Annotated in this window: 20 protein-coding genes; 14 read left to right on the forward strand and 6 right to left on the reverse strand. The window is 55.0% G+C overall.

Annotated elements, in window-relative coordinates; all coding sequences use genetic code 11:
* Positions 1 to 184: 184 nt before the first annotated feature.
* Together PYW49_RS22415 and PYW49_RS22420 are read left to right on the forward strand one after the other, a co-directional pair.
* Complete coding sequence (locus PYW49_RS22415) at positions 185 to 427, forward strand: ribbon-helix-helix protein, CopG family (RefSeq protein WP_045909092.1); 243 nt, start codon at positions 185 to 187, stop codon at positions 425 to 427.
* A 2-nt stretch (positions 428 to 429) separates the two neighbouring features.
* A complete protein-coding gene (locus PYW49_RS22420; protein WP_134347577.1) occupies positions 430 to 801 on the forward strand; it encodes a type II toxin-antitoxin system VapC family toxin in 372 nt (123 codons plus the stop codon).
* A 39-nt stretch (positions 802 to 840) separates the two neighbouring features.
* Here PYW49_RS22420 and fdhE read toward each other — a convergent pair whose 3' ends face one another.
* Genes fdhE through fdnG form a run of 4 tightly spaced genes read right to left on the reverse strand, consistent with a single transcriptional unit; the run spans position 841 to position 6,364 of the window.
* On the reverse strand, positions 841 to 1,770 hold the full coding sequence (fdhE, locus tag PYW49_RS22425) for a formate dehydrogenase accessory protein FdhE (RefSeq protein ID WP_320387568.1): 930 nt from the start codon (positions 1,768 to 1,770) through the stop codon (positions 841 to 843).
* Complete coding sequence (fdoI, locus tag PYW49_RS22430; protein ID WP_008501832.1) at positions 1,767 to 2,402, reverse strand: formate dehydrogenase cytochrome b556 subunit; 636 nt, start codon at positions 2,400 to 2,402, stop codon at positions 1,767 to 1,769. Before fdoI ends, fdhE begins: the two co-directional genes overlap by 4 nt.
* The gene (gene fdxH / locus PYW49_RS22435; RefSeq protein WP_010436855.1) at positions 2,399 to 3,301 is read right to left on the reverse strand and encodes a formate dehydrogenase subunit beta; all 903 of its coding nucleotides are present in this window, start codon (positions 3,299 to 3,301) and stop codon (positions 2,399 to 2,401) included. Before fdxH ends, fdoI begins: the two co-directional genes overlap by 4 nt.
* Before the next feature lie 12 nt (positions 3,302 to 3,313).
* The gene (fdnG, locus tag PYW49_RS22440; RefSeq protein ID WP_320387569.1) at positions 3,314 to 6,364 is read right to left on the reverse strand and encodes a formate dehydrogenase-N subunit alpha; all 3,051 of its coding nucleotides are present in this window, start codon (positions 6,362 to 6,364) and stop codon (positions 3,314 to 3,316) included.
* Positions 6,365 to 6,735: 371 nt separating this feature from the next.
* On the opposite strand from fdnG, the gene fdhD reads away from it, so the two are divergent.
* The 6 genes from fdhD to PYW49_RS22470 all read left to right on the forward strand — a co-directional run bounded on the left by fdhD (position 6,736) and on the right by PYW49_RS22470 (position 12,797).
* Positions 6,736 to 7,572 (forward strand): formate dehydrogenase accessory sulfurtransferase FdhD, encoded by an 837-nt coding sequence (gene fdhD, locus PYW49_RS22445; RefSeq protein ID WP_134347575.1) that lies wholly within the window; start codon positions 6,736 to 6,738, stop codon positions 7,570 to 7,572.
* A gap of 114 nt (positions 7,573 to 7,686) precedes the next feature.
* Complete coding sequence (locus tag PYW49_RS22450) at positions 7,687 to 7,899, forward strand: YdgH/BhsA/McbA family protein (RefSeq protein WP_047345526.1); 213 nt, start codon at positions 7,687 to 7,689, stop codon at positions 7,897 to 7,899.
* Between the two features lie 405 nt (positions 7,900 to 8,304).
* Complete coding sequence (locus tag PYW49_RS22455; RefSeq protein WP_320387571.1) at positions 8,305 to 9,000, forward strand: DUF1120 domain-containing protein; 696 nt, start codon at positions 8,305 to 8,307, stop codon at positions 8,998 to 9,000.
* Between the two features lie 64 nt (positions 9,001 to 9,064).
* Entirely contained in the window at positions 9,065 to 9,748 is a 684-nt protein-coding gene (locus tag PYW49_RS22460) for a fimbria/pilus chaperone family protein (protein ID WP_320387572.1), read from the forward strand.
* 17 nt (positions 9,749 to 9,765) lie between these two features.
* The gene (locus tag PYW49_RS22465) at positions 9,766 to 12,192 is read left to right on the forward strand and encodes a fimbrial biogenesis usher protein (RefSeq protein WP_320387574.1); all 2,427 of its coding nucleotides are present in this window, start codon (positions 9,766 to 9,768) and stop codon (positions 12,190 to 12,192) included.
* A gap of 20 nt (positions 12,193 to 12,212) precedes the next feature.
* A complete protein-coding gene (locus PYW49_RS22470) occupies positions 12,213 to 12,797 on the forward strand; it encodes a DUF1120 domain-containing protein (protein WP_320387576.1) in 585 nt (194 codons plus the stop codon).
* A 70-nt stretch (positions 12,798 to 12,867) separates the two neighbouring features.
* Here PYW49_RS22470 and PYW49_RS22475 read toward each other — a convergent pair whose 3' ends face one another.
* Both PYW49_RS22475 and PYW49_RS22480 read right to left on the reverse strand, forming a co-directional pair.
* Complete coding sequence (locus PYW49_RS22475; protein WP_134347571.1) at positions 12,868 to 13,191, reverse strand: AzlD domain-containing protein; 324 nt, start codon at positions 13,189 to 13,191, stop codon at positions 12,868 to 12,870.
* Complete coding sequence (locus PYW49_RS22480) at positions 13,191 to 13,850, reverse strand: AzlC family ABC transporter permease (RefSeq protein WP_320387577.1); 660 nt, start codon at positions 13,848 to 13,850, stop codon at positions 13,191 to 13,193. The genes PYW49_RS22475 and PYW49_RS22480 overlap by 1 nt, the downstream gene beginning before the upstream one ends.
* A 102-nt stretch (positions 13,851 to 13,952) precedes the next feature.
* On the opposite strand from PYW49_RS22480, the gene PYW49_RS22485 reads away from it, so the two are divergent.
* The 6 genes from PYW49_RS22485 to yiiM all read left to right on the forward strand — a co-directional run bounded on the left by PYW49_RS22485 (position 13,953) and on the right by yiiM (position 20,580).
* Entirely contained in the window at positions 13,953 to 14,501 is a 549-nt protein-coding gene (locus PYW49_RS22485; protein ID WP_134347569.1) for a helix-turn-helix domain-containing protein, read from the forward strand.
* A 17-nt stretch (positions 14,502 to 14,518) separates the two neighbouring features.
* Positions 14,519 to 15,514, forward strand: a complete 996-nt coding sequence (locus PYW49_RS22490) for a LacI family DNA-binding transcriptional regulator (protein WP_134347568.1) — start codon at positions 14,519 to 14,521, stop codon at positions 15,512 to 15,514.
* A gap of 104 nt (positions 15,515 to 15,618) precedes the next feature.
* Positions 15,619 to 17,742: an alpha-galactosidase gene (locus tag PYW49_RS22495; RefSeq protein WP_320387580.1), complete on the forward strand. Its 2,124-nt coding sequence runs from the start codon at positions 15,619 to 15,621 to the stop codon at positions 17,740 to 17,742.
* Positions 17,743 to 17,786: 44 nt separating this feature from the next.
* On the forward strand, positions 17,787 to 19,052 hold the full coding sequence (locus PYW49_RS22500) for an MFS transporter (RefSeq protein ID WP_252088211.1): 1,266 nt from the start codon (positions 17,787 to 17,789) through the stop codon (positions 19,050 to 19,052).
* Positions 19,053 to 19,214: 162 nt separating this feature from the next.
* On the forward strand, positions 19,215 to 19,835 hold the full coding sequence (sodA, locus tag PYW49_RS22505; RefSeq protein WP_004203668.1) for a superoxide dismutase [Mn]: 621 nt from the start codon (positions 19,215 to 19,217) through the stop codon (positions 19,833 to 19,835).
* 70 nt (positions 19,836 to 19,905) lie between these two features.
* On the forward strand, positions 19,906 to 20,580 hold the full coding sequence (yiiM, locus tag PYW49_RS22510) for a 6-hydroxyaminopurine reductase (RefSeq protein ID WP_407057622.1): 675 nt from the start codon (positions 19,906 to 19,908) through the stop codon (positions 20,578 to 20,580).
* The last annotated feature ends 32 nt before the right edge of the window (positions 20,581 to 20,612 follow it).

Consider the following 20,612-nt stretch of genomic DNA (forward strand, 5'->3'; position numbering starts at 1 on the left):
ACTGTATGGATGTACAGTTTTATAGCCTGGTTTGATTCAAAAGAAAATAAGAAAATTGTCGAGGACTAAAATCTGAAAAGCGACTCGCAAATACCAGGCAAACTCTTGTCGGGTACTTTAACCCTACAGAAAGAAAGCGTATGTTGCCTTAAAAATGGACAATAATGATATACTGAGGTGATATATGAGTTTACTGGCGGAGCTTAATATGGGCAGGATCCTGATCGATTTGTCGGATGACGTTATTCAGCGTCTCGATAACCTCAAGCAACTGCGTAACCAACCTCGTGCCGAATTACTGCGTGAAGCAATTGAGCAGTATCTCGATCAGCAAAGCTCATCGGTTATCCGTGATGCGCTGGGTCTGTGGGGAAACCAGCAGGAAGATGGGCTTGAGTATGAACGTAAGCTGCGTGAGGAGTGGTAGGTATGGAACATATGGCGGTGTTTGATACCAACATTCTGATCGACCTTTTCAATAATCGCGTTGAGGCAGCAAATTCGATCGAAAGCGCAGCATCGCACCGAGCGATCAGTCTAATCACATGGATGGAAGTTATGGTGGGAGCACGCAAACATGGTCATGAAGCGAAGACAGCGGCGGTACTGGGCGCTTTTGAAATAATTGATGTAACCCGAGAGATAGCAGAAAGAAGCGTAATGCTTCGCGAGAAGCATGGCATGAAACTTCCGGATGCCATTATTTTAGCGACTGCCCAAAGCAGAAATTGCCCGTTAATCACCCGGAACACCAAAGACTTTCAGGGCATCGCCGGGGTGGTTTTACCTTATCAACTGTAGGCCGGGCAAGCTTGCGTCGCCCGGCACTGTCACAGAAGACTACTCCCCTTCACCCGGGAACAGGAACGGGTTGATAGAGCTGCGGGCAAAGCCCTCCTGCTCCATTTTCGCGTCCAGAATCAGTGAAGCGAGATCGTCAGCGACCGCTTCAACTTTCGGGTCTTTTTCCTGGTAGAGAATCTTCAGGTAGGTCCCGCAGTCACCGCAGCTTTCGGCTTTTACCGCCGCTTCTTCGTTTTCCAGCGACCAGTAGTTCAGATCGCGGGTCTGCTCGCAGTTGCTGCACTTGATGCGCACCACATGCCACTCGGTTTCACACAGGTTGCAGTGCAGGTAGCGCAGCCCCTGAGTGGTACCGATTTGCACCATGCTGGAAACGGGCATTGAGCCGCACACCGGACAGAACTGGCGGGCTTCGCCATATTCAGCGCGCGCTTTGCCTGGGATCAGGCTGGCCATTTGCGCCCAGTAAAGCGACAGCGCAGCCCAGATAAACGGTGCTTTGTCGCTGCTGACCAGCGAGAAGTCGGAAGCGAACAGCGCGCTCGCCATCTCTTCCAGCTCCTGCTCGGACGCTTTTTCCAGATTCTCGATGACCGCCAGCGCGGTGCCGCTCATCTCGGGCTTCAGCTCGGCAATCAGCGAATTCAGCAGCTTGTGCCAGTGCTTGTCGCGAGGCAGGACGTGAATATCCAGCGGCGGCTTGCCCTGCACATTGGCTTCTTTGATGCGCGCGGTCAGATCCATTTGCAGCGGGTGGTCGTACAGCACCACTTCCTGCGCGTGGGCGACCAGCGCGGCAAAACGCAGAAAATCGCCCAGCGGGTTGTTCTCTGCCAGCTCGCGCAGACGCTCTGCGCGGCGGTTGTAGAGGTTCTTGAGTCTGGGGAATAACAACGGCGGAATATAATCCGCCGTGCGTTTCTCGCTCGACCCCAGCTCATCTTGCGGGATTATGCGAATACTCATTCAGATGACTTTTCCTGTTTCTGGCGGACCTCACGGTACCAGCGCGGGTGATGTTTCTTCGCCCACGTGCTGGTTACCCATCCTTCCACCATCGCGGTAATGGTGCCTTTCACCCAGAGGGCGGCGTAAATATGCACCATGATAACCACAATTAACGCCACTGCGGCAAATGAATGCAGCATCAGCGCGAATCGGATCACCGGGATTGAGAAAGCAGGCGCAAAGTACGGACGCCAGATGATCACGCCGCTCACCAGCAACAGGACCAGGAAGATAATCGCCGCCCAGAATACGCATTTCTGGCCGAAGTTATAACGCCCGGTGTCACCTACTTCCTCGTTGACGACGATCTTACGAATATTCTTCGCCCAAAAGATATCATCCCGATTGATTAGGTTATGGTGCCAGTAGCGGAAAAACATGATGATGAACGACGCGAACATGATGACGCCCACAAACGGGTGCAGGATACGCGCCAGCTGTGGTGTCCCCATGATCTGCATCAGCCAGTTGAAGGAGGGGAAGAAGAACCCCAGCCCGCTTATCGCCGCCAGCATGAAGCAGAAGGCGGTGACCCAGTGGTTGATACGTTCCGGCGCGGTGTAGCGCACGATGGTGTCACGTTTTCTCATTTGCGCACCTCGTCTTTCTCTTCATGCAGGTTGTCGTCTTCCTCTTCCGCGCGGTTCGGACCGACGCCGACGTAGTGGAAGATGCTCGCTGCGAAGGTGGCAGCAAAACCGACCGCTGCCAGCGGTTTCCAGATGCCTTTCCAGAATTTCACGGTGGCACTGATTTCCGGGTTTTCCGGCAGGCCGTGGTACAGGTTTGGCTTGTCGGCGTGGTGCAGCACGTACATCACGTGCGTACCGCCGACCCCGGCCGGATCGTACAGGCCCGCGTTGTCGTAACCACGGGTTTTCAGCTCGCCCACGCGTTCTGCCGCCAGCGTTTTCATATCCTCTTTGGAGCCAAAGTGGATAGCGCCGGTTGGGCAGGTCTTCACGCACGCTGGCTCCTGGCCGACGGTGACGCGGTCAACGCACAGCGTGCATTTGTAGACGCGGTTGTCTTCCGGGTTCAGGCGCGGTACGTCGAACGGGCAGCCCGCGATGCAGTAGCCGCAGCCAATGCACTGCTCGGACTGGAAGTCGACGATACCGTTGGCATACTGAATGATAGCCCCTTCTGACGGACACGCCTTCAGGCAGCCCGGATCCGCACAGTGCATACAGCCGTCTTTGCGGATAAGCCATTCCAGTTTGTCGTTCTGCTCCACTTCGGAGAAACGCATCACCGTCCAGGACTTGGCGGTCAGGTCCGCCGGGTTGTCGTACACCCCGACGTTGTGACCCACTTCGTCACGGAGATCGTTCCACTCTGAACAGGCCACCTGACAGGCTTTACAGCCAATACAGGTGGTTACGTCGATAAGCTTCGCCACTTCCTGCTGGTGGTCCCGCGCCTGAGGCGCGGGCGTGAAACTATTTGTCGCGGAACGACGTATAATGTCTTGAGATTGATAAGCCATAAGTCGTCTCCGTTACACCTTTTCCACGTTCACGAGGAAGGCCTTAAACTCCGGCGTCTGCGTGTTCGCATCACCGACGAACGGCGTCAGGGTATTCGCAATGAACCCTTTCTTCGCCACACCTTCGTAACCCCAGTGAATCGGGATGCCGATGGTATCCACCTCCTGACCGTGAACGTTCAGCGTGCGAATACGCTTGGTCACGACCGCCTTGGCTTTAATATAGCCGCGGTTAGAGGAGACCTTCACGGTGTCGCCATGGGCGATGCCGAGCTTGTTCGCCAGCTTCTCGCCGATCTCCACAAACTGTTCCGGCTGCGCGATGGCGTTAAGCAGCGCGTGCTTGGTCCAGTAGTGGAAGTGCTCGGTCAGACGGTAAGTGGTGCCCACGTACGGGAACTTGTCCTTTTTACCCAGCGCTTCGAAATCGCCCTTGAAGATACGGGCTGCCGGGTTAGAGACCACGTTCGGGTGCAGCGGGTTAGTCCCCAGCGGCGTCTCAAACGGCTCGTAGTGTTCCGGGAACGGCCCTTCCGCCATCTTATCGATAGCAAACAGGCGTCCCATCCCTTCAGGCTGCATGATAAACGGCCCGACATCGCTGCCAGGTGCGGCAGTGCTGTAGTCCGGAATATCCACACCGCCCCATTTTGCGCCGTCCCATTTCAGCAACTGACGCTTCGGATCCCACGGGTTGCCCTGCGGGTCAGCGGAAGCGCGGTTATAGAGAATGCGGCGGTTGAGCGGCCATGCCCATGCCCAACCCAGCGTATTGCCGAGACCCGACGGGTCGGCGTTATCGCGGTTGGCCATCTGGTTGCCTTTCGGCGTCCAGCTACCGGCAAAGATCCAACAGCCGCTGGAGGTGGTACCGTCGTCACGCAGATGCGCGAAGGTGCTGAGCTGATCGCCTTTCTTCGCCAGAACCGCACCGGTGGCCGGGTCGATAATATCCGCCAGCGCCTTACCGTTGCTTTCCATCGCCACTTCTTCTGGCGCTGGGTTTTCCGGCGTCGCGTAGTTCCAGGTCATGTTCAAAACCGGTTCCGGGTTTGCGCCGCCTTCAGCCGCGTACATCTTACGCAGGCGTAAGAAGATACCGGCCAGGATTTCGCCGTCGTTCATGGCGATGCCCGGGGCGTCCGCACCTTTCCAGTGCCACTGCAGCCAGCGTCCGGAGTTGACGATAGAACCGTTCTCTTCCGCAAAGCAGGTTGATGGCAGACGGAACACTTCGGTCTGAATCTTCGATGGATCAACGTCGTTCGATTCACCGTGGTTCTGCCAGAAGGTCGAGGTCTCGGTATTGAGCGGGTCAATCGTTACCAGGAACTTCAGTTTCGACAGAGACTCAACAACCTTGTTCTTGTTCGGGAACGAGGCAACCGGGTTAAAGCCCTGGCACAGATAGCCGTTCACTTTGCCCTGATGCATCATCTCGAAATACTGCAGAACGTCGTAACCTTTGTCCCACTTCGGCAGCCAGTCAAAGCCCCAGCTGTTTTCCGCTGTTGCTTTGTCACCGAAGAAGGCTTTCATCATCGAGACGAAGAACTTCGGATAGTTGCCCCAGTAGTTTACCTGGCCTTCAAGCAGCGGCTTAGGCGTGCTGGCCGTCAGGTAGGTTTGCAGGTCGGTCTGTTTCTCGCTCGGCAGGTTCATGTAACCCGGCAGACTTTGAGACAGAAGGCCGAGGTCGGTAAGACCCTGAATGTTGGAGTGGCCGCGCAGGGCGTTCACGCCGCCGCCTGCCATCCCCATGTTGCCGAGCAGCAGCTGAACCATCGCCATGGTACGGATGTTCTGCGCGCCGATGGAGTGTTGCGTCCAGCCGAGGGCATACAGGAACGACGCGGTTTTATCTTTCGCGCTGGTTTCGGCGATAAGCTCGCAGACTTTCAGGAAGTCCGCCTTCGGCGTACCGCAGATGTTTTCGACAACCTCCGGCGTGTAGCGGGAAACGTGCTCTTTCAGCAGGTTCCACACGCAGCGCGGGTGTTGCAGGGTGGTATCGCGCTTCGCAAAGCCTTTCTCATCCAGCTCGTAGTTCCAGCTGGTTTTGTCGTATTTGCGTTTTTCGGCGTCGTAACCGCTGAACAGGCCATCTTCGAAGTGGTAATCCTCACGCACGATCAGGCTGGCGTTGGTATAGGCTTCGGTGTATTCGCGGTTATATTTTTCGTTGGTCATCAGGTACAGCAATACGCCTGACAGGAAAGTGATGTCAGTACCTGAACGAATAGGGGTGTAGAAATCCGCCACTGACGCAGTACGCGTAAAGCGGGGATCGATCACAATCAGTTTCGCACCGTTGTGGATTTTGGCTTCCATCGCCCAGCGGAACCCGACAGGGTGCGCTTCAGCGGCGTTACCGCCCATCACCACAATGAGGTTGGCGTTCTTGATGTCGACCCAGTGGTTGGTCATCGCACCGCGACCAAATGTTGGAGCAAGACTTGCTACCGTTGGTCCGTGTCAGACACGCGCCTGGTTGTCGACCGCGAGCATACCGAGTGCGCGCGTGAATTTCTGAGTTAAATAACCGGTTTCGTTGCTGGAAGCAGAGGCACACAGCATCCCGGTGGAGAGCCAGCGGTTGACCGTGACGCCGTCGGCGTTCTTCTCAACAAAGTTGGCATCGCGGTCTTCTTTAATATGTTTTGCGATGCGGTCAAACGCCTCTTCCCAGCTGATTTGCTGCCATTTGTCGGAGCCAGGCGCGCGATATTCAGGGAATTTGAGGCGGCTTTCGGAGTGGATAAAGTCCACCAGACCGGCCCCTTTTGGGCACAATGCGCCGCGGTTGACCGGATGATCCGGGTCGCCTTCGATATGGAAAATAGACGCTTTGGCGTTTTTAGCACCGTCGCCGAGGCTATACATCAACAGCCCGCAACCGACAGAGCAGTACGTACAGGTATTACGGGTTTCACGGGTGCGCAGCAGTTTATACTGCCGCGTTTCCGCCAGCGCTACGCCGGGCGCAAAGCCCAGTGCCGCTGCCGTGGTGCCTGCCATACCGCCAGCGCAGATCTTAAAGAACTGCCTTCTGCTGACCTGCATGGGTCACTCCTTGTTTCGACATTGCTTACATATGTAGTTTTGACTTCGCGGCTGAAGAATGACCGCAAAGGAAAAAATTTGCGTTAATCCCTCAATTCCACGAGGGATATCATCAGAATACCACAATGTCGGTACAGCTGTTCTAATGGCGTTAATACAAAGTGAACGTATTATCACCATGTTGATTATAAAGTGTGATATCGATCACATTAACAGCTCTGCATGTTAAAGCGGTGTAGCGGGCGTCAGGTTGCACCCCTTCTAAATGAGTAGGAGAATGGTTGTCGAAAAGTTGATCCATACTATGCGTAACGCCTGTGGTTTGTGCTGCAATAGCAGGCTCGCTTCCGTGGTTGTTCAGGAATACCGCTGTGTCTAAACAAAACCGTGCTCCCCATCCGTCATCCCTGCCTGCCGGCATTGTGGAACTGTCTGTACACAGACCGCCCCACATTACCCATGCCACGCCCGATTATCTGGCGGAAGAAGTGCCTGTTGCGCTCGTTTACAACGGCATCTCGCATGTGGTGATGATGGCTTCGCCGAAAGATCTTGAACTGTTCGCAATAGGGTTCTCCCTTTCGGAAGGCATCATCGAACAGCCACAGGAGATTTACGGCATGGACGTGGTGCGGGCATGCAACGGCCTTGAAGTACAAATTGAACTGTCCAGCCGCCGCTTTATGGGATTGAAAGAGCGCCGCCGCGCGCTGGCCGGGCGCACCGGCTGCGGCGTGTGTGGCGTTGAGCAGCTCAACGATATCGGCAAACCTGTTGCACCCCTGCCGTTTACGCAGACCTTTAATCTGGCTCACCTCAACCATGCGCTTGCGCATCTCAACGACGTACAGCCCATCGGCCAGCTGAGCGGCTGCACGCACGCGGCTGCGTGGGTGCTGCCGTCGGGCGATATCGCCGGGGGACATGAGGACGTTGGCCGCCACGTGGCGCTGGATAAACTGCTTGGGCGCCGGGCGCAGGAAAGCGAGATGTGGCAGCAGGGCGCCGCGTTAGTGTCCAGCCGGGCCAGCTATGAGATGGTGCAAAAATCGGCAATGTGTGGGGTAGAGATCCTGTTTGCCGTGTCGGCGGCAACCACGCTGGCGGTAGAGGTGGCGGAGCGCTGCAATCTGACGCTGGTGGGCTTCTGTAAGCCGGGAAGGGCGACAATTTATACCCACCCACAGCGGTTAATAGTCAATCAATAATTTTGAATGATAATAGCAAATCCTTCCGCTTTTAGTTGTTCACGATGAGGTCTAGTATTTATCTCATCAAGGCACGGTGCCTTACCTAAACAACTTAATGAAAGGGTTTAAATCATGAAAAGCATCAAAACTTTTGTCGCTGTAATCGCTCTGGCTGCTTCTTTCGGTTCTTTCGCTGCGCAGACCGTGACCGCAACCGCGTCTACCATCGATGGCGCAGAAGCGAAAATCGCGGCTCAGGCTCAGGAAGCGGGCGCATCATCTTACAAAATTACCCAGGCGTTCTCAGGTAACCGTGTACACATGACTGCTGAACTGACTAAATAAGCTGTGTTGCCACTGTCCCTTGCTCTTTGGAGCAGGGACAGGTGTTTCTGACTACCTGAGTTACTCTCAGTCGAAAAGCCTCTCTCTTCTTTATTATCATATCTATTTAGTCACTCCTGTTAAATAAACGTCTCAAAAATATTAATTAACTCGTCTGGTGAAGATGTTTTTTGAGTTATTTCAATGGGTTTGGCATCTCTATTTGCGAACATTTATTTTTAAATTAAATCAATAACCCTGGTTATTAATGAAAGGGTCGGGCACAAATCCTAAAAGAAACTCTTACCGTTGAACGTGAATATTGGGTTTGATATTCTGCTAAAGGTAATATTTATTATGTCACATATTCTCTGCCAAATGCCTGCATTTGGCTTTTTTTGTTTTTCACCTTTATAAGGAAATAGAATGAACTCAGTTCTGAAAAAAGGAATGCTTCTCTCTGTATTAGCGCTGTCGGTTAACGCTGCCACAGCCGCAGAAAGCGTTGATATTAAAGTGACCGGTAAAATTCTCCCGTCTTCCTGTACGCCGTCCTTCCCAAGCGGTGGCGGTATCGCTGACTTCGGCACAATGAAAGTGGCATCACTTAACTCAACCAGTATGACGCCACTAACGGATATGAAAGAAGTTCCGATTTCCATTTCGTGTGAAGAAGATACGCGCATTGCGGTGAAGTTTACCGATGCTCGTGACGCGTCTTCCCCAACTGAATCTGTCGAATTTAATAGTTTTAGTGGTGCAAAACAGTTTGCCTTTGGTCTGGGAACGTATAACGGTAAAAACATTGGCGCCTATGCATTAGGTATACCACGCACCCAGGGGGCAAACACCAACGATGCTGGCGATGCTCTCTACCCAATGATGAGTTTAGATGGCGGTAACAGCTGGGGCGTAAGGGGGATGGACCATCTGCAAATTGCCAGCGATAATCGCGAAATTTATGCATTTGGAACAGAACTTAATGGTGGAACGCTTTCCCCACAAACTAAAATTAACTTTAAGGTTGCTGTGGAAGCCACTATTAACCCAACTAATGATTTAAGCATTACTGATGAAGTTACGCTGGACGGTTTAACCAACGTTGAGCTGGTTTACCTCTAATTATCACCTTGCTGATAATTCACTGCTCTCCGAATAAGGGGGGCAGTATTAATGGACTAATATTATGATTCACTTTAAAAAAGCGTTGCTCTGCGCTTGTCTTTTTACGTCTTTGCAGACGTTTGCTACCGGAATGGTGCCGGACACGTCACTGCTGTTAATAAACGAAGACGAGCAAGGGGCTAGCATGGATGTGAAAAATACCGACGATACCGCCCAGCTGCTGTATACCCGCATTGTTGATTTACCGGACGATCCAAAACCCGGCGTTATCGTCACCCAGCCGGTGGTTCGTGTAGACGCGGGCAAAACCCAGCGTGTGCGCTTTGTTTTAAAAGAGAGCGCAGAAAAATTAAAAACCGAACATTTAAAACGCGTCATTTTTGCCACCATTCCGCAGCGTGAACAGAATAAAGTTAAAATGGTCTTCAGCCAAAACCTGCCCGTGATTATTCGCCCGGCGGGTCTCAAGGTGAACCTGGAGCCATGGAAGGATCTGCGCTGGCAGATCGCAAACGGTAGTCTGACGGTCGTCAATGATACGCCTTACGTGGTCCGCATGGAGCAGAGCGCAAAATTACTGCCATCCGGAACAAAGGTGAAATTAGATAAGAGTTATATTCTGCCTGGTCAGACGCTGACGGCTAAGCCAGAGAATAACATATCAGGCCTGGACAAAAAGATTGAAATGTATCCCGCTACTCGTTTTGGCTATAAAGCCGATTCTTACGTTGCAGAACTAAAATAATAATAGACGGGGTGGTCATGATATATTCTCCTGGTAGAATAGGTGTGCTGGCATTTTGTCTGAGCGCAGTGGCATTAAGTATTCGCGCGGAAATAATGCCAGTCTCAGCGCCTTCAATGGAGCTGGCAAGAGCGATATTCGATACCGATGCGTTAAAAGAGAGCGGCCTCGATCCGGCTATTGCTGAATATTATGCTGCTGCACCGCGATTTATGCCGGGCTATCATAATGTTACCGTACTTATTAACGGTAAAAAACGCGGTATTATGCCCGTGAAATTTAATGAAGAAGGTATCCCCTGTGTTGACAGTGAATTTCTGGAGGGCGCCGGGCTATATAAAAAAATCAGACGTGGAGCCTGTCCGTTAATTCATCAGTACTGGAAAAATGCCACGGTGAGCACTTCACCGGATATTGAAGAAATTTCGGTAGTTGTCCCGCCAGAGGCAATTAACCCGGAAAGCGGCCGCCAGGTGGCTGATGTGCGCGGCGGACGCGCGGCTATGCTGAACTACTCCATGTTTGGCACCCATTATGATTTTGAGGATGATAAATCCGATCGCTTCCAGTCCTCCTTTGAGTTTGGCTTTAATGCAGGCGACTGGATTGCGCGCAGCGCGCAGTTTATCAGCGACGGCAGCGGCACGGCGTTTAGAAGCGAATCGCTCTACACCTATGTTCAGCGCACCTTTACCGACTACGACGTGATGGTACAGGGCGGGCAGATCAACGTTGCCAACAGCCGCTTCAGTATACCGGGCATTTACGGCGTGCAGCTGATGCCGGATCGCGCTCTCCAGCCGGGCGGCGGTAGCGGTATTGAAGTGAGCAGTATCGCCCGTAATGCCCAGGCCCGGGTTGATATCCGCCAGGGCGGCCAGCTGATTTTATCTACGCTGGTGCCGGCTGGGCCATTCACCTTAAGCGATGTGCCGATCGTCAGCCTCAATACGGATTTAAACGTCACGGTAACGGAAATCGACGGTAGCGAAAGTCACTTCACGGTTGCCGCCAGCACCTTCCGCAGCAACCATGTGGGTCGCGCGCCAGGGTTTTCGATGGCCGTGGGACGTGCGCAGGACATGGAGACTCACTTCGAACAGCCGTGGATTGTCGCCGCGTCGGACGGCTGGTCTATCAACAACCGCATGAATTTTCTCGCTGGCATGGTAATGGCAGATAACCACTACTACGGTTTTTCTGCCAACATCGATGCCGTACCGGCACAGAATTTGTCCGCTTCCCTGGGCTTCCTCGGCTCGATTGATAACCTTTCGCAGACCGACGGCAATAAAACCACGCTGGATCTCGGCTATGCATTGCCGTGGGGCCTGGGAGTTTCGCTCGGGGGCAGCTATGGCACGCCGAAGTACCGTGAAATGGAGGAGCTGTACGGTGACGACGATTTCTCGCCCACCAAATATGACACCAACGTCGGTATCAACTGGTCGAGCTCGACGCTGGGGCGTTTTTCTCTGAGTTACTACAACAACCAGACCTGGAATAGCGAATACAACAGTCGGCGTGTCATTTCCTCATGGTCGCAGTCGTTCCGCTACGTTAGCGTCAGCGTTAACTGGGAATCAGACATCAGCAGCGGCAACAAGAGCGAAAGCGACCAGGACTTGTTCTACGTGAACCTGTCGGTTCCACTAGGCCGCTCCGGCGTCTCCACCAACAGCTGGTATCGCGAAAACGAAGGCAAAGCCTCCTACGGTACTCGCGCGATGGGCTCGTTCAACGATGAAAACACCTACACGGTGGGTGTCTCTCAGGATCACGATGACAGCGTAACCAACTGGGACAGCTCGCTGAGCAGCAATCTACATTACACCACGCTCGCCCTGGCGGCAGGGGGTGACAATGAGCGCAACAGCAACTACTCGGCGGCACTGAGCGGAGGCATTGTTGCTCATGGTGAGGGGGTGACCTTCTCGCCGTATACGATAACGGATACCTATGCGGTGGTCGCACTGGACAAACCGGTTGCCGGGGTTGAGATCGGCACGCCGCGTGGCAATGTCTGGACGGACAAATGGGGTCGCGCGGTCGTTCCCGCTCTGGCACCGTTTAGTGCAAGCACGGTTGAAATTGATACCCAGAGCCTGCCGGGCAACCTGGACGTGAGGAACGGCCATGCGTCGCTGAAAGCATCTCACGGGGCGTTCGCGAACTGGAAGTTCACCACGCTGAGCCAGCGCCGCGTGCTGCTTAATATTACGCGCGCCGACGGTACGCCGCTGCAGAAGGGAGTCTCTGTCGTGAACGACAAGGGGGAATACCTCACTTCCGCACCGGAGGACGGTATGATCTTCCTGAACGATATCTCTGCCAGCCAGACGCTGTACGCGAAGCTGGATGAGGGGCGATGTGTGTTGACCTACACTCTTCCGGAAGCGGATCCAAACAAATTTTACGAGGAGATAAACGGAAAATGTCTCTAACCAAACACGGAGTGAACGTCATGAATCGCACGTTTTTGCTGCCGCTGCTGGTGGCCTGCGTGGCCATCGGCCATGCATCTTCAGCCATGGCAGAAGAGGGGTGTCAGGTGGTTTCATCGGTGAAGAATATCGACTATGGACGCCTGCGTCGGGAGGCGATGCGCGAGGTCAGTACGGACATTGCCGGCAAGCATTACCAGGGTTACGCCTCGGTGGAGCGGGAAATACAGGTGTCGGTGATCTGCCCGAACAAGCGCAGGATCCGCCTGTGGGTGGACGGTCCGGCGCGTGGGAATAAAGCGTATCGCTTCAGCGAGAACGGGGCGATGAAAATCACAGCGAAAGCGGCACGGGTGGACAGTGGTGTTGTACAACTGGCCGTTGTGCCGCGCGGTTCAGAACAGCTGACTGCCGGGGCGGCGGAGGTTACGCTGCTGCCGGGTATGTCCCTCGCTGCGGTTAACGGCCAGGAGGCGGTGGGCCAGCAACTGGTCGTTACTCTCTCCGTTGTGACTTATACCAACAATGATGCGTTCAAAACGCGTAACACGACGGACCTGGAAGCGCAGCTGACCGTGAATTATGAGGCTCTCCAGGGCCGTTGATAATGGCGTCTTACGGTCAAGATGTTCCGATTTACCTGGCGAAAGGTTCTTCGGCAGGTAAAGTTTATTATCAATGAACCCCTGCCAGACGCAGCAGCGCGGTGATGACCGCCGCGGTCACGATCACCACGATTAACGGCATTTTTCGCCAGGCCAGAAATACCGCAAACGCCACGCCCAGCACGCGCGCCATGCCGGCGAAGTGTTCCCCTTCATAAAACGTGGTCGCCAGCGCCACGGAAAACAGCAATACCGTTGCCGCATCTGAAAGCAGTGCCTGAGAACGTTCCGACAATGCCAGCCTGTTGCCGAGTTTCGCCCCGCCAAGACGCATCAGATACGTTCCCGCAGACAAAATGGCGATGCCGAGAATAAAAAACGTCATATTTCCCATTATTTTTTCCTCGCTGCGAGGCCCAGTAAAGAGAGCAGCACCGGTAATCCCACCGGGGCAAACGGCACGGCGGCCAGCGACAGAGCGGCACCACTGCAGGCGCGGATGAGCGTGGTGCGGTTTTTAAACGCGGGCACCACTAACGCCAGCAATATGGCCGGGAAGACCGCATCCAGGCCAATGGTTTCCGGATCCGGTAGCAATTTGCCGACCATGGCGCCCAGCAGGGCCCCCAGCGGCCAGATAATCGCCACGCCTAAACCGCATAGCCAGTACGCCGCCTTGCGCTGTTCGGGCGTTTTTTGCGACAGGCCAAACACCACGCTTTCGTCGTTCATGATGTGGCAACCCAACAGGCTCAGGCCCCGTTTACCCACCAGTTCTCGCACCGTCACGCCAAACGGCACATGGCGCGCGTTGACCAGCAACCCTGCCGCCGCTGCCGCCAGCGGGTTACCACCGCTCGCTACAATGCCGATAAACATAAATTCGGACGCACCCGCGAGCACGGTGATGGAGAGTACAAACGGTACCCAGACCGGAAAACCGTAGGCCATCGCCAGGGAGCCGTAGGACATCCCGACCACGCCGACCGCGAGGCAAACCAGGATGATTGCTTTTATGGTGTCGCCTTTCAGGCAGGAGAGATAATGCTTCATACAATTTTAGCCATATCGAACGGGTATCCATTATAATGAACGCAACAAAAATATTTTTCAAGACGAACGATTCGTTCGATTTATAGAACAAGAGGCCGTTACATGACGCAGCCAATCAGCCTGATCGCTAAAAGTCTGGTGCGAGAACGCCTGCGAACCGGACTTTCACTGGCGGAAATCGCCCGCCGTGCCGGGATCGCTAAATCCACGCTTTCTCAGCTGGAGTCCGGCAACGGTAACCCTAGCCTGGAAACGCTGTGGTCGCTTTGCGTGGCGCTGGATATTCCTTTCGCTCGTTTGCTTGAGCCGCAGCTCCCGACCACGCAGGTGATCCGCCGCGGTGAAGGGACGAAAGTGGTCGCCGGGCAGGCTAATTATGAAGCTATTTTACTGGCAGCATGTCCACCGGGCGCGCGTCGTGATATTTATCTGCTGTTGACTCAACCAGGGGCCGACCGTATTTCCCAGCCGCACCCGCCCGGCTCGGTTGAACACATTATTGTGACGCAGGGGCGGGCGATGGTCGGCCTGGTCGACGCCGCGGAAGAGCTTGGTCCGGGAGATTACATTTGCTACCCCGCCGATCGGCCGCATATCTTTAAGGCGCTGGAGCCCGATACGCACGCGCTGCTGGTGGCGGAACAAAATTAACGAAGATACGGAAAATCATGTCGCTTAAAGCCATTGCTAAAGAACTGGGGCTGTCTGTTACCACCGTCAGCCGCGCGCTCAACGGGTATGATGACGTCTCCGCCGAGACGCGCGCACGCGTGGAAGCTGAGGCCCAGCGCCGTGGCTATCGACCAAATACGTTTGCCCGCCGCCTGAAGATGGGCAAAATTGACGCCGTTGGGCTCGTTTTTCCCGTGCATCCTGTTCCGCTCAATAACAGCGTATTTATGGACATGGTCGGCGAAATTAGCCACGAACTGGCGCGACATGAAATCGACTTGCTGTTGATTGCCGATGACGATCTGGCTGACAAGCACAGCTATATGCGCATGGTGCAAAGCCGGCGCGTGGATGCACTGATTGTGGCGCATACGCTGGATCACGATCCGCGTCTTGAGCAACTGCAGGCCGCCGGATTCCCGTTCTTGGCGCTCGGACGCAGCCATCTGCCGCAGCCGTATGCGTGGTTCGATTTCGACAACTATGCCGGCACGTATCACGCCACTCGCTGGCTGATCGAGAAAGGTCATCAGCGCATTGCACTACTGGGCGAAAGCAATAATCAGGCATTCATCACCCAGCGTCGTCAGGGCTATCTGGACGCGTTACGGGAAGCCGGGCTGTCCAGCGAGTGGCTGCGCGCCATGCCCCCTTCGCGCCGCGTGGGGTATGCCACCACGAAAGAGCTGCTCTCTTTGCCGCAGCCCCCCACGGCCATCATTACCGATTGCAACACCCACGGCGACGGCGCGGCAATGGCGCTGGCGCAGATGGGACGCCTTACTGGCGAAAATGCCGTCTCACTAGTGGTCTACGACGGCTTACCGCAGGACAGCATTGTTGATATCGACGTTGCGGCGGTGATCCAGTCCACCCGCGAGGGCGTCGGGAAACAGATTGCCGATATGGTGCGCCAGCTGATTAACGGCGACGACATCGAACGGCTTCAGGTGCTCTGGCAGCCAGAATTCTCTCCAGGCCAGACGGCCTAAATACCGCAAAATTATAAACCCGATCACATATCCGAAACGTTTTGGTTTGTATCCGAAACGTTTCGGATCAACACTCAGATCGTCCCGATAACAGGAGAGGTCTGATGCAAGATTCCGTTTTACGACTCGAAAGCAACACGGTCGACGTGGTAATCAAAACCCACCCATTCGCCGAAATTCTCTACTGGGGGCCGCACCTTCAGTACTTTTCGCCACAGAATGCGGCTACGCTCGCACGTCCGGTGGCTAACGGCAGGCTGGATGTTGATTCTCCGGTCACGCTGATGGCTGAGCTGGGGCATGGCCTGTTTGGGTCGCCCGGTATTGAGGGCCATCGTCAGGGGCTGGACGGCTCTCCTGTCTTCACCACCACAGACGTACGCCAGCAGGGGCAAATCCTGACGATTACCGCAGAAGATGAGTATGCGGGCCTGCGTCTGACCAGCGAACTGGCACTGGATGCCAGCGGCGTGCTGGCGGTGCGTCACGGCTTAACCAACCTGAAATCGCAGGCGTGGCAGGTGGACCGTTTCGCCGTCACGCTGCCGGTGGCCGAGCGCGCGCGGGAGGTGCTGGCCTTCCATGGACGCTGGATCCGTGAATTTCAGCCACACCGCGTGACGCTTGAGCACGACAGCTTTGTAATTGAAAACCGCAGGGGCAAAACCTCCCACGAACACTTCCCGGCGCTGATTTCAGGTACGCCTTCGTTCAGCGAAATGCAGGGCGACGTCTGGGGCGTGCATTTGGGCTGGAGCGGCAACCACCGCCTGCGCGCGGAAGCGAAAACCGATGGCCGCCGTTATATACAGGCCGAAGCACTCTACCTGCCGGGTGAAATGGCGATTGAAGAGGGCGAAACGCTCTGGACGCCGCGCCTGTATGCAAGCTACTCCGCGCACGGGCTGAATGGCATGAGCCAGCAGTTCCACCGCTATCTGCGCGACAACATCATTCGCTTCCCGAAAAACAAACCGCGCCCGGTGCACCTCAACACCTGGGAGGGGATTTATTTCAACCACGATCCGGACTACATCATGCGCATGGCCGACGAGGCCGCAGCGCTGGGCGTGGAGCGCTTTATCATTGACGACGGCTGGTTCAAAGGCCGCAACGACGATCATGCCGCGCTGGGTGACTGGTATCTGGACGAGAAAAAATACCCGAACGGCCTGACGCCAGTGATTAATCACGTTAAACAGCTCGGCATGGAGTTTGGCATCTGGGTTGAGCCGGAGATGATTAACCCGGATTCTGATTTGTATCGCGCGCATCCTGACTGGGTTCTGGCGCTGCCGGGCTACGCGCAGGCGACCGGGCGACATCAGCTGGTGCTCAACCTCAACATCCCGGAAGCCTTTGATTACCTGGTCGAGCGCATGAGCTGGCTGCTGGGCGAGCATGCGGTCGACTACGTGAAATGGGACATGAACCGCGAGCTGGTGCAGCCTGGACACAACGGCAAAGCGGCTGCCGACGCCCAGACGCGCCAGTTTTATCGTCTGTTAGACGTGCTGGGCGAACGCTTCCCGCACATCGAATTCGAATCCTGCTCTTCTGGCGGCGGGCGTATTGATTATGAGGTCCTGACCCGCAGCCACCGCTTCTGGGCGTCCGACAATAACGACGCGCTGGAGCGCAGCACCATTCAGCGCGGAATGAGTTACTTCTTCCCGCCGGAGGTGATGGGCGCGCATATCGGTCATCATAAATGCCATGCCACTTTCCGCCAGCACAGCATTGAATTCCGAGGTCTGACGGCACTGTTTGGCCATATGGGGCTGGAGCTGGATCCACTCACCGTTGATGAGAAGGAGCGCGAGGGGTATCGCCATTATGCCGCGCTGCACAAGCAGTGGCGTGAGGTGATTCATCACGGTACCCAGTGGCGCGTGGATATGCCGGACGCCACCACGCTGGTGCAGGGGATAGTGAGCGAAGATAAGTCGTACGGACTGTTTATGGTTAGCCAGCTCGCGATGCCGGATTACACCCTGATGATGCCGCTGCGCATGCCGGGGTTAGAAGCCAGCGCGCAGTACCGTATCACGCTGCTCGATCACCCGAATATTCAGATTACGGGAGAGGGTGGGCACACCATGCGCAAGCTGCCGGCGTGGATGAACGAGCCGCAAACGGTGAGCGGTGAGTGGCTGATGCAGGCAGGGATTGCGCTGCCGATTCTGGATCCGGAAACCGCCATTCTGATTGGCGTGGAACGCGTGTAAGGGTGACGGGCCGGAGACCCGGCCCTCCGTTGAGGATAAAAATAATGAACACAACAACCTGTACCCACAAAGACAACCCTAACTTCTGGATTTTTGGGCTGTTCTTCTTTCTCTACTTCTTCATCATGGCCACCTGCTTTCCGTTCCTGCCAATCTGGCTGTCGGACATCATTGGCCTGAACAAAACCCATACCGGGATTGTTTTCTCCTGCATCTCGCTGTCGGCTATCGCCTTCCAGCCGGTGCTGGGGGTGATTTCGGACAAGCTGGGGCTGAAAAAACACCTGCTTTGGATAATCTCGGTGTTGCTGTTTCTGTTCGCGCCGTTCTTCCTGTACGTCTTCGCGCCATTGCTGAAAACCAGTATCTGGCTGGGCGCGCTGAGCGGCGGGTTGTATATCGGCTTCGTTTTCTCGGCGGGTTCGGGGGCGATTGAGGCCTATATCGAACGCGTGAGCCGCAACAGCTTTTTTGAATACGGCAAGGCGCGCATGTTCGGCTGTCTTGGCTGGGGGCTATGCGCCTCAACGGGGGGCATCTTGTTCGGCATCGATCCGTCATATGTTTTCTGGATGGGATCGGGGGCGGCGCTGTTGTTGATGCTGCTGCTGGTGGTCGCGAAGCCGAAGCCAAACCAGACGGCGCAGGTAATGAACGCCCTGGGTGCCAACCAACCGCAGATCACTGCCAGAACCGTCTTTAACCTGTTTCGCCAGCGCAGAATGTGGATGTTTATTCTGTACGTGATTGGCGTGGCCTGCGTCTATGACGTCTTCGACCAGCAGTTTGCCACCTTCTTCAAAACCTTCTTCGCCACGCCGCAGGAGGGCACCCGTGCCTTTGGTTTTGCGACGACGGCGGGGGAAATTTGTAATGCCATCATTATGTTCTGCTCGCCGTGGATCATTAACCGTATCGGCGCGAAAAACACGCTGCTGATCGCCGGGGTGATTATGGCGACGCGTATTATCGGCTCGTCATTTGCCACCACCGCTGTAGAAGTGATTGCCCTGAAGATGCTGCATGCGCTGGAGGTGCCGTTCCTGCTGGTGGGGGCATTCAAATACATTACCGGGGTGTTTGATACCCGTCTGTCGGCCACTATCTACCTGATTGGCTTCCAGTTTGCCAAACAGTCGGCGGCGATTTTCCTTTCTGCCTTTGCCGGAAATATGTATGACAGGATCGGCTTTCAGGAGACATATCTGATGCTGGGCTGTTTCGTGCTGGCGATTACGGTGGTGTCAGCGTTTACGCTGAGCAGCAGGCGTGAGATTGCGGCAGGCAATAAGGCAGTAGAAGTCCATTAACGTCCTGAACCTATTCACCATTTTAGCTTTGGTCAGAAAATGAATAACCTTATAAAAACTACGGCATTGATAATCATTTTCAATATCATTTAATTAACTATAATGAACCAACTGCTTACGCGGCATTAACAGCTGTGCCGCCCGACAATAATGGAGAGGATTATGAGTTATACACTGCCATCCCTGCCGTATGCCTACGACGCACTGGAACCGCATTTCGACAAGCAGACGATGGAAATCCATCACACTAAACACCACCAGACCTATGTGAACAACGCGAACGCCGCGCTGGAAAGCCTGCCTGAGTTCGCTAACCTGTCTGCTGAAGAGCTGATCACCAAGCTGGACCAGCTGCCAGCGGACAAGAAAACCGTTCTGCGCAACAACGCGGGCGGTCACGCTAACCACAGCCTGTTCTGGAAAGGCCTGAAAACTGGTACCACCCTGCAGGGCGACCTGAAAGCGGCTATCGAGCGCGACTTCGGTTCCGTAGATAACTTCAAAGCGGAATTCGAAAAAGCCGCTGCAACCCGTTTCGGCTCTGGCTGGGCGTGGCTGGTACTGAAAGGTGACAAACTGGCCGTGGTGTCTACCGCTAACCAGGACTCCCCGCTGATGGGTGAAGCTATTTCTGGCGCATCCGGTTTCCCAATTCTGGGTCTGGACGTGTGGGAACACGCTTACTACCTGAAATTCCAGAACCGTCGCCCGGACTACATCAAAGCCTTCTGGGACGTAGTGAACTGGGACGAAGCAGCAGCGCGTTTCGCCGCTAAAAAATAAGGTTGCATTGACGCCTGTGAGAAGCGAGTCTGATGACTCGCTTTTTTTGTATCTGCAGAAAGGAGCAGCGATGCATTATCCGGTGAATGTATTTACAGGCAAGGTAAGGGAATACGACGGCAGCCGCCCGAGCGCCATCGCCAAAATTCAGGTCGACGGTGAGCTGACGTTAACCGACCTCGGGCTTGCGGGTGACGAGCAGGCCGAAAAGAAAATCCACGGCGGGCCGGAGCGCGCGCTGTGCCACTACCCGCGCGAACACTATCTGCACTGGAAAACTGAGTTCCCCGAGCAGGCGGACCTCTTCGTCGCCCCCGCGTTTGGCGAGAACCTTTCCACCGAAGGGCTGACCGAAAAGAACGTGTTTATTGGTGACATCTACCGCTGGGGCGATGCCCTGATTCAGGTGACGCAGCCACGCTCGCCGTGCTTCAAGCTCAACTTCCATTTCGGCATCAGCGATATGTCCGAGCAGCTGCAAAATGCCGGTAAGACCGGCTGGCTATACCGCGTTGTGCTGGCAGGGCAAGTATCTGCGGATGCGCCGCTTGAGCTGGCGTCGCGCCTGAGCGATGTCTCCGTGTATGAGGCCTGCGCTATTGCCTGGCATATGCCGTTCGACGACGAGCAATATCACCGCCTGCTGTCGGCGGCTGGGTTGTCGACCAGCTGGACAAGAACCATGCAGAAGAGGCGTTTAAGCGGCAAAATCGAGGATAATTCGCGGAGATTGTGGGGGAAATAGTGCCCGTGGAAAGTAGGCCGGGTAAGGCGAAG

The sequence above is a fragment of the Enterobacter chinensis genome, assembly GCF_034008295.1.
Taxonomy (GTDB): Bacteria; Pseudomonadota; Gammaproteobacteria; order Enterobacterales; family Enterobacteriaceae; genus Enterobacter; species Enterobacter chinensis.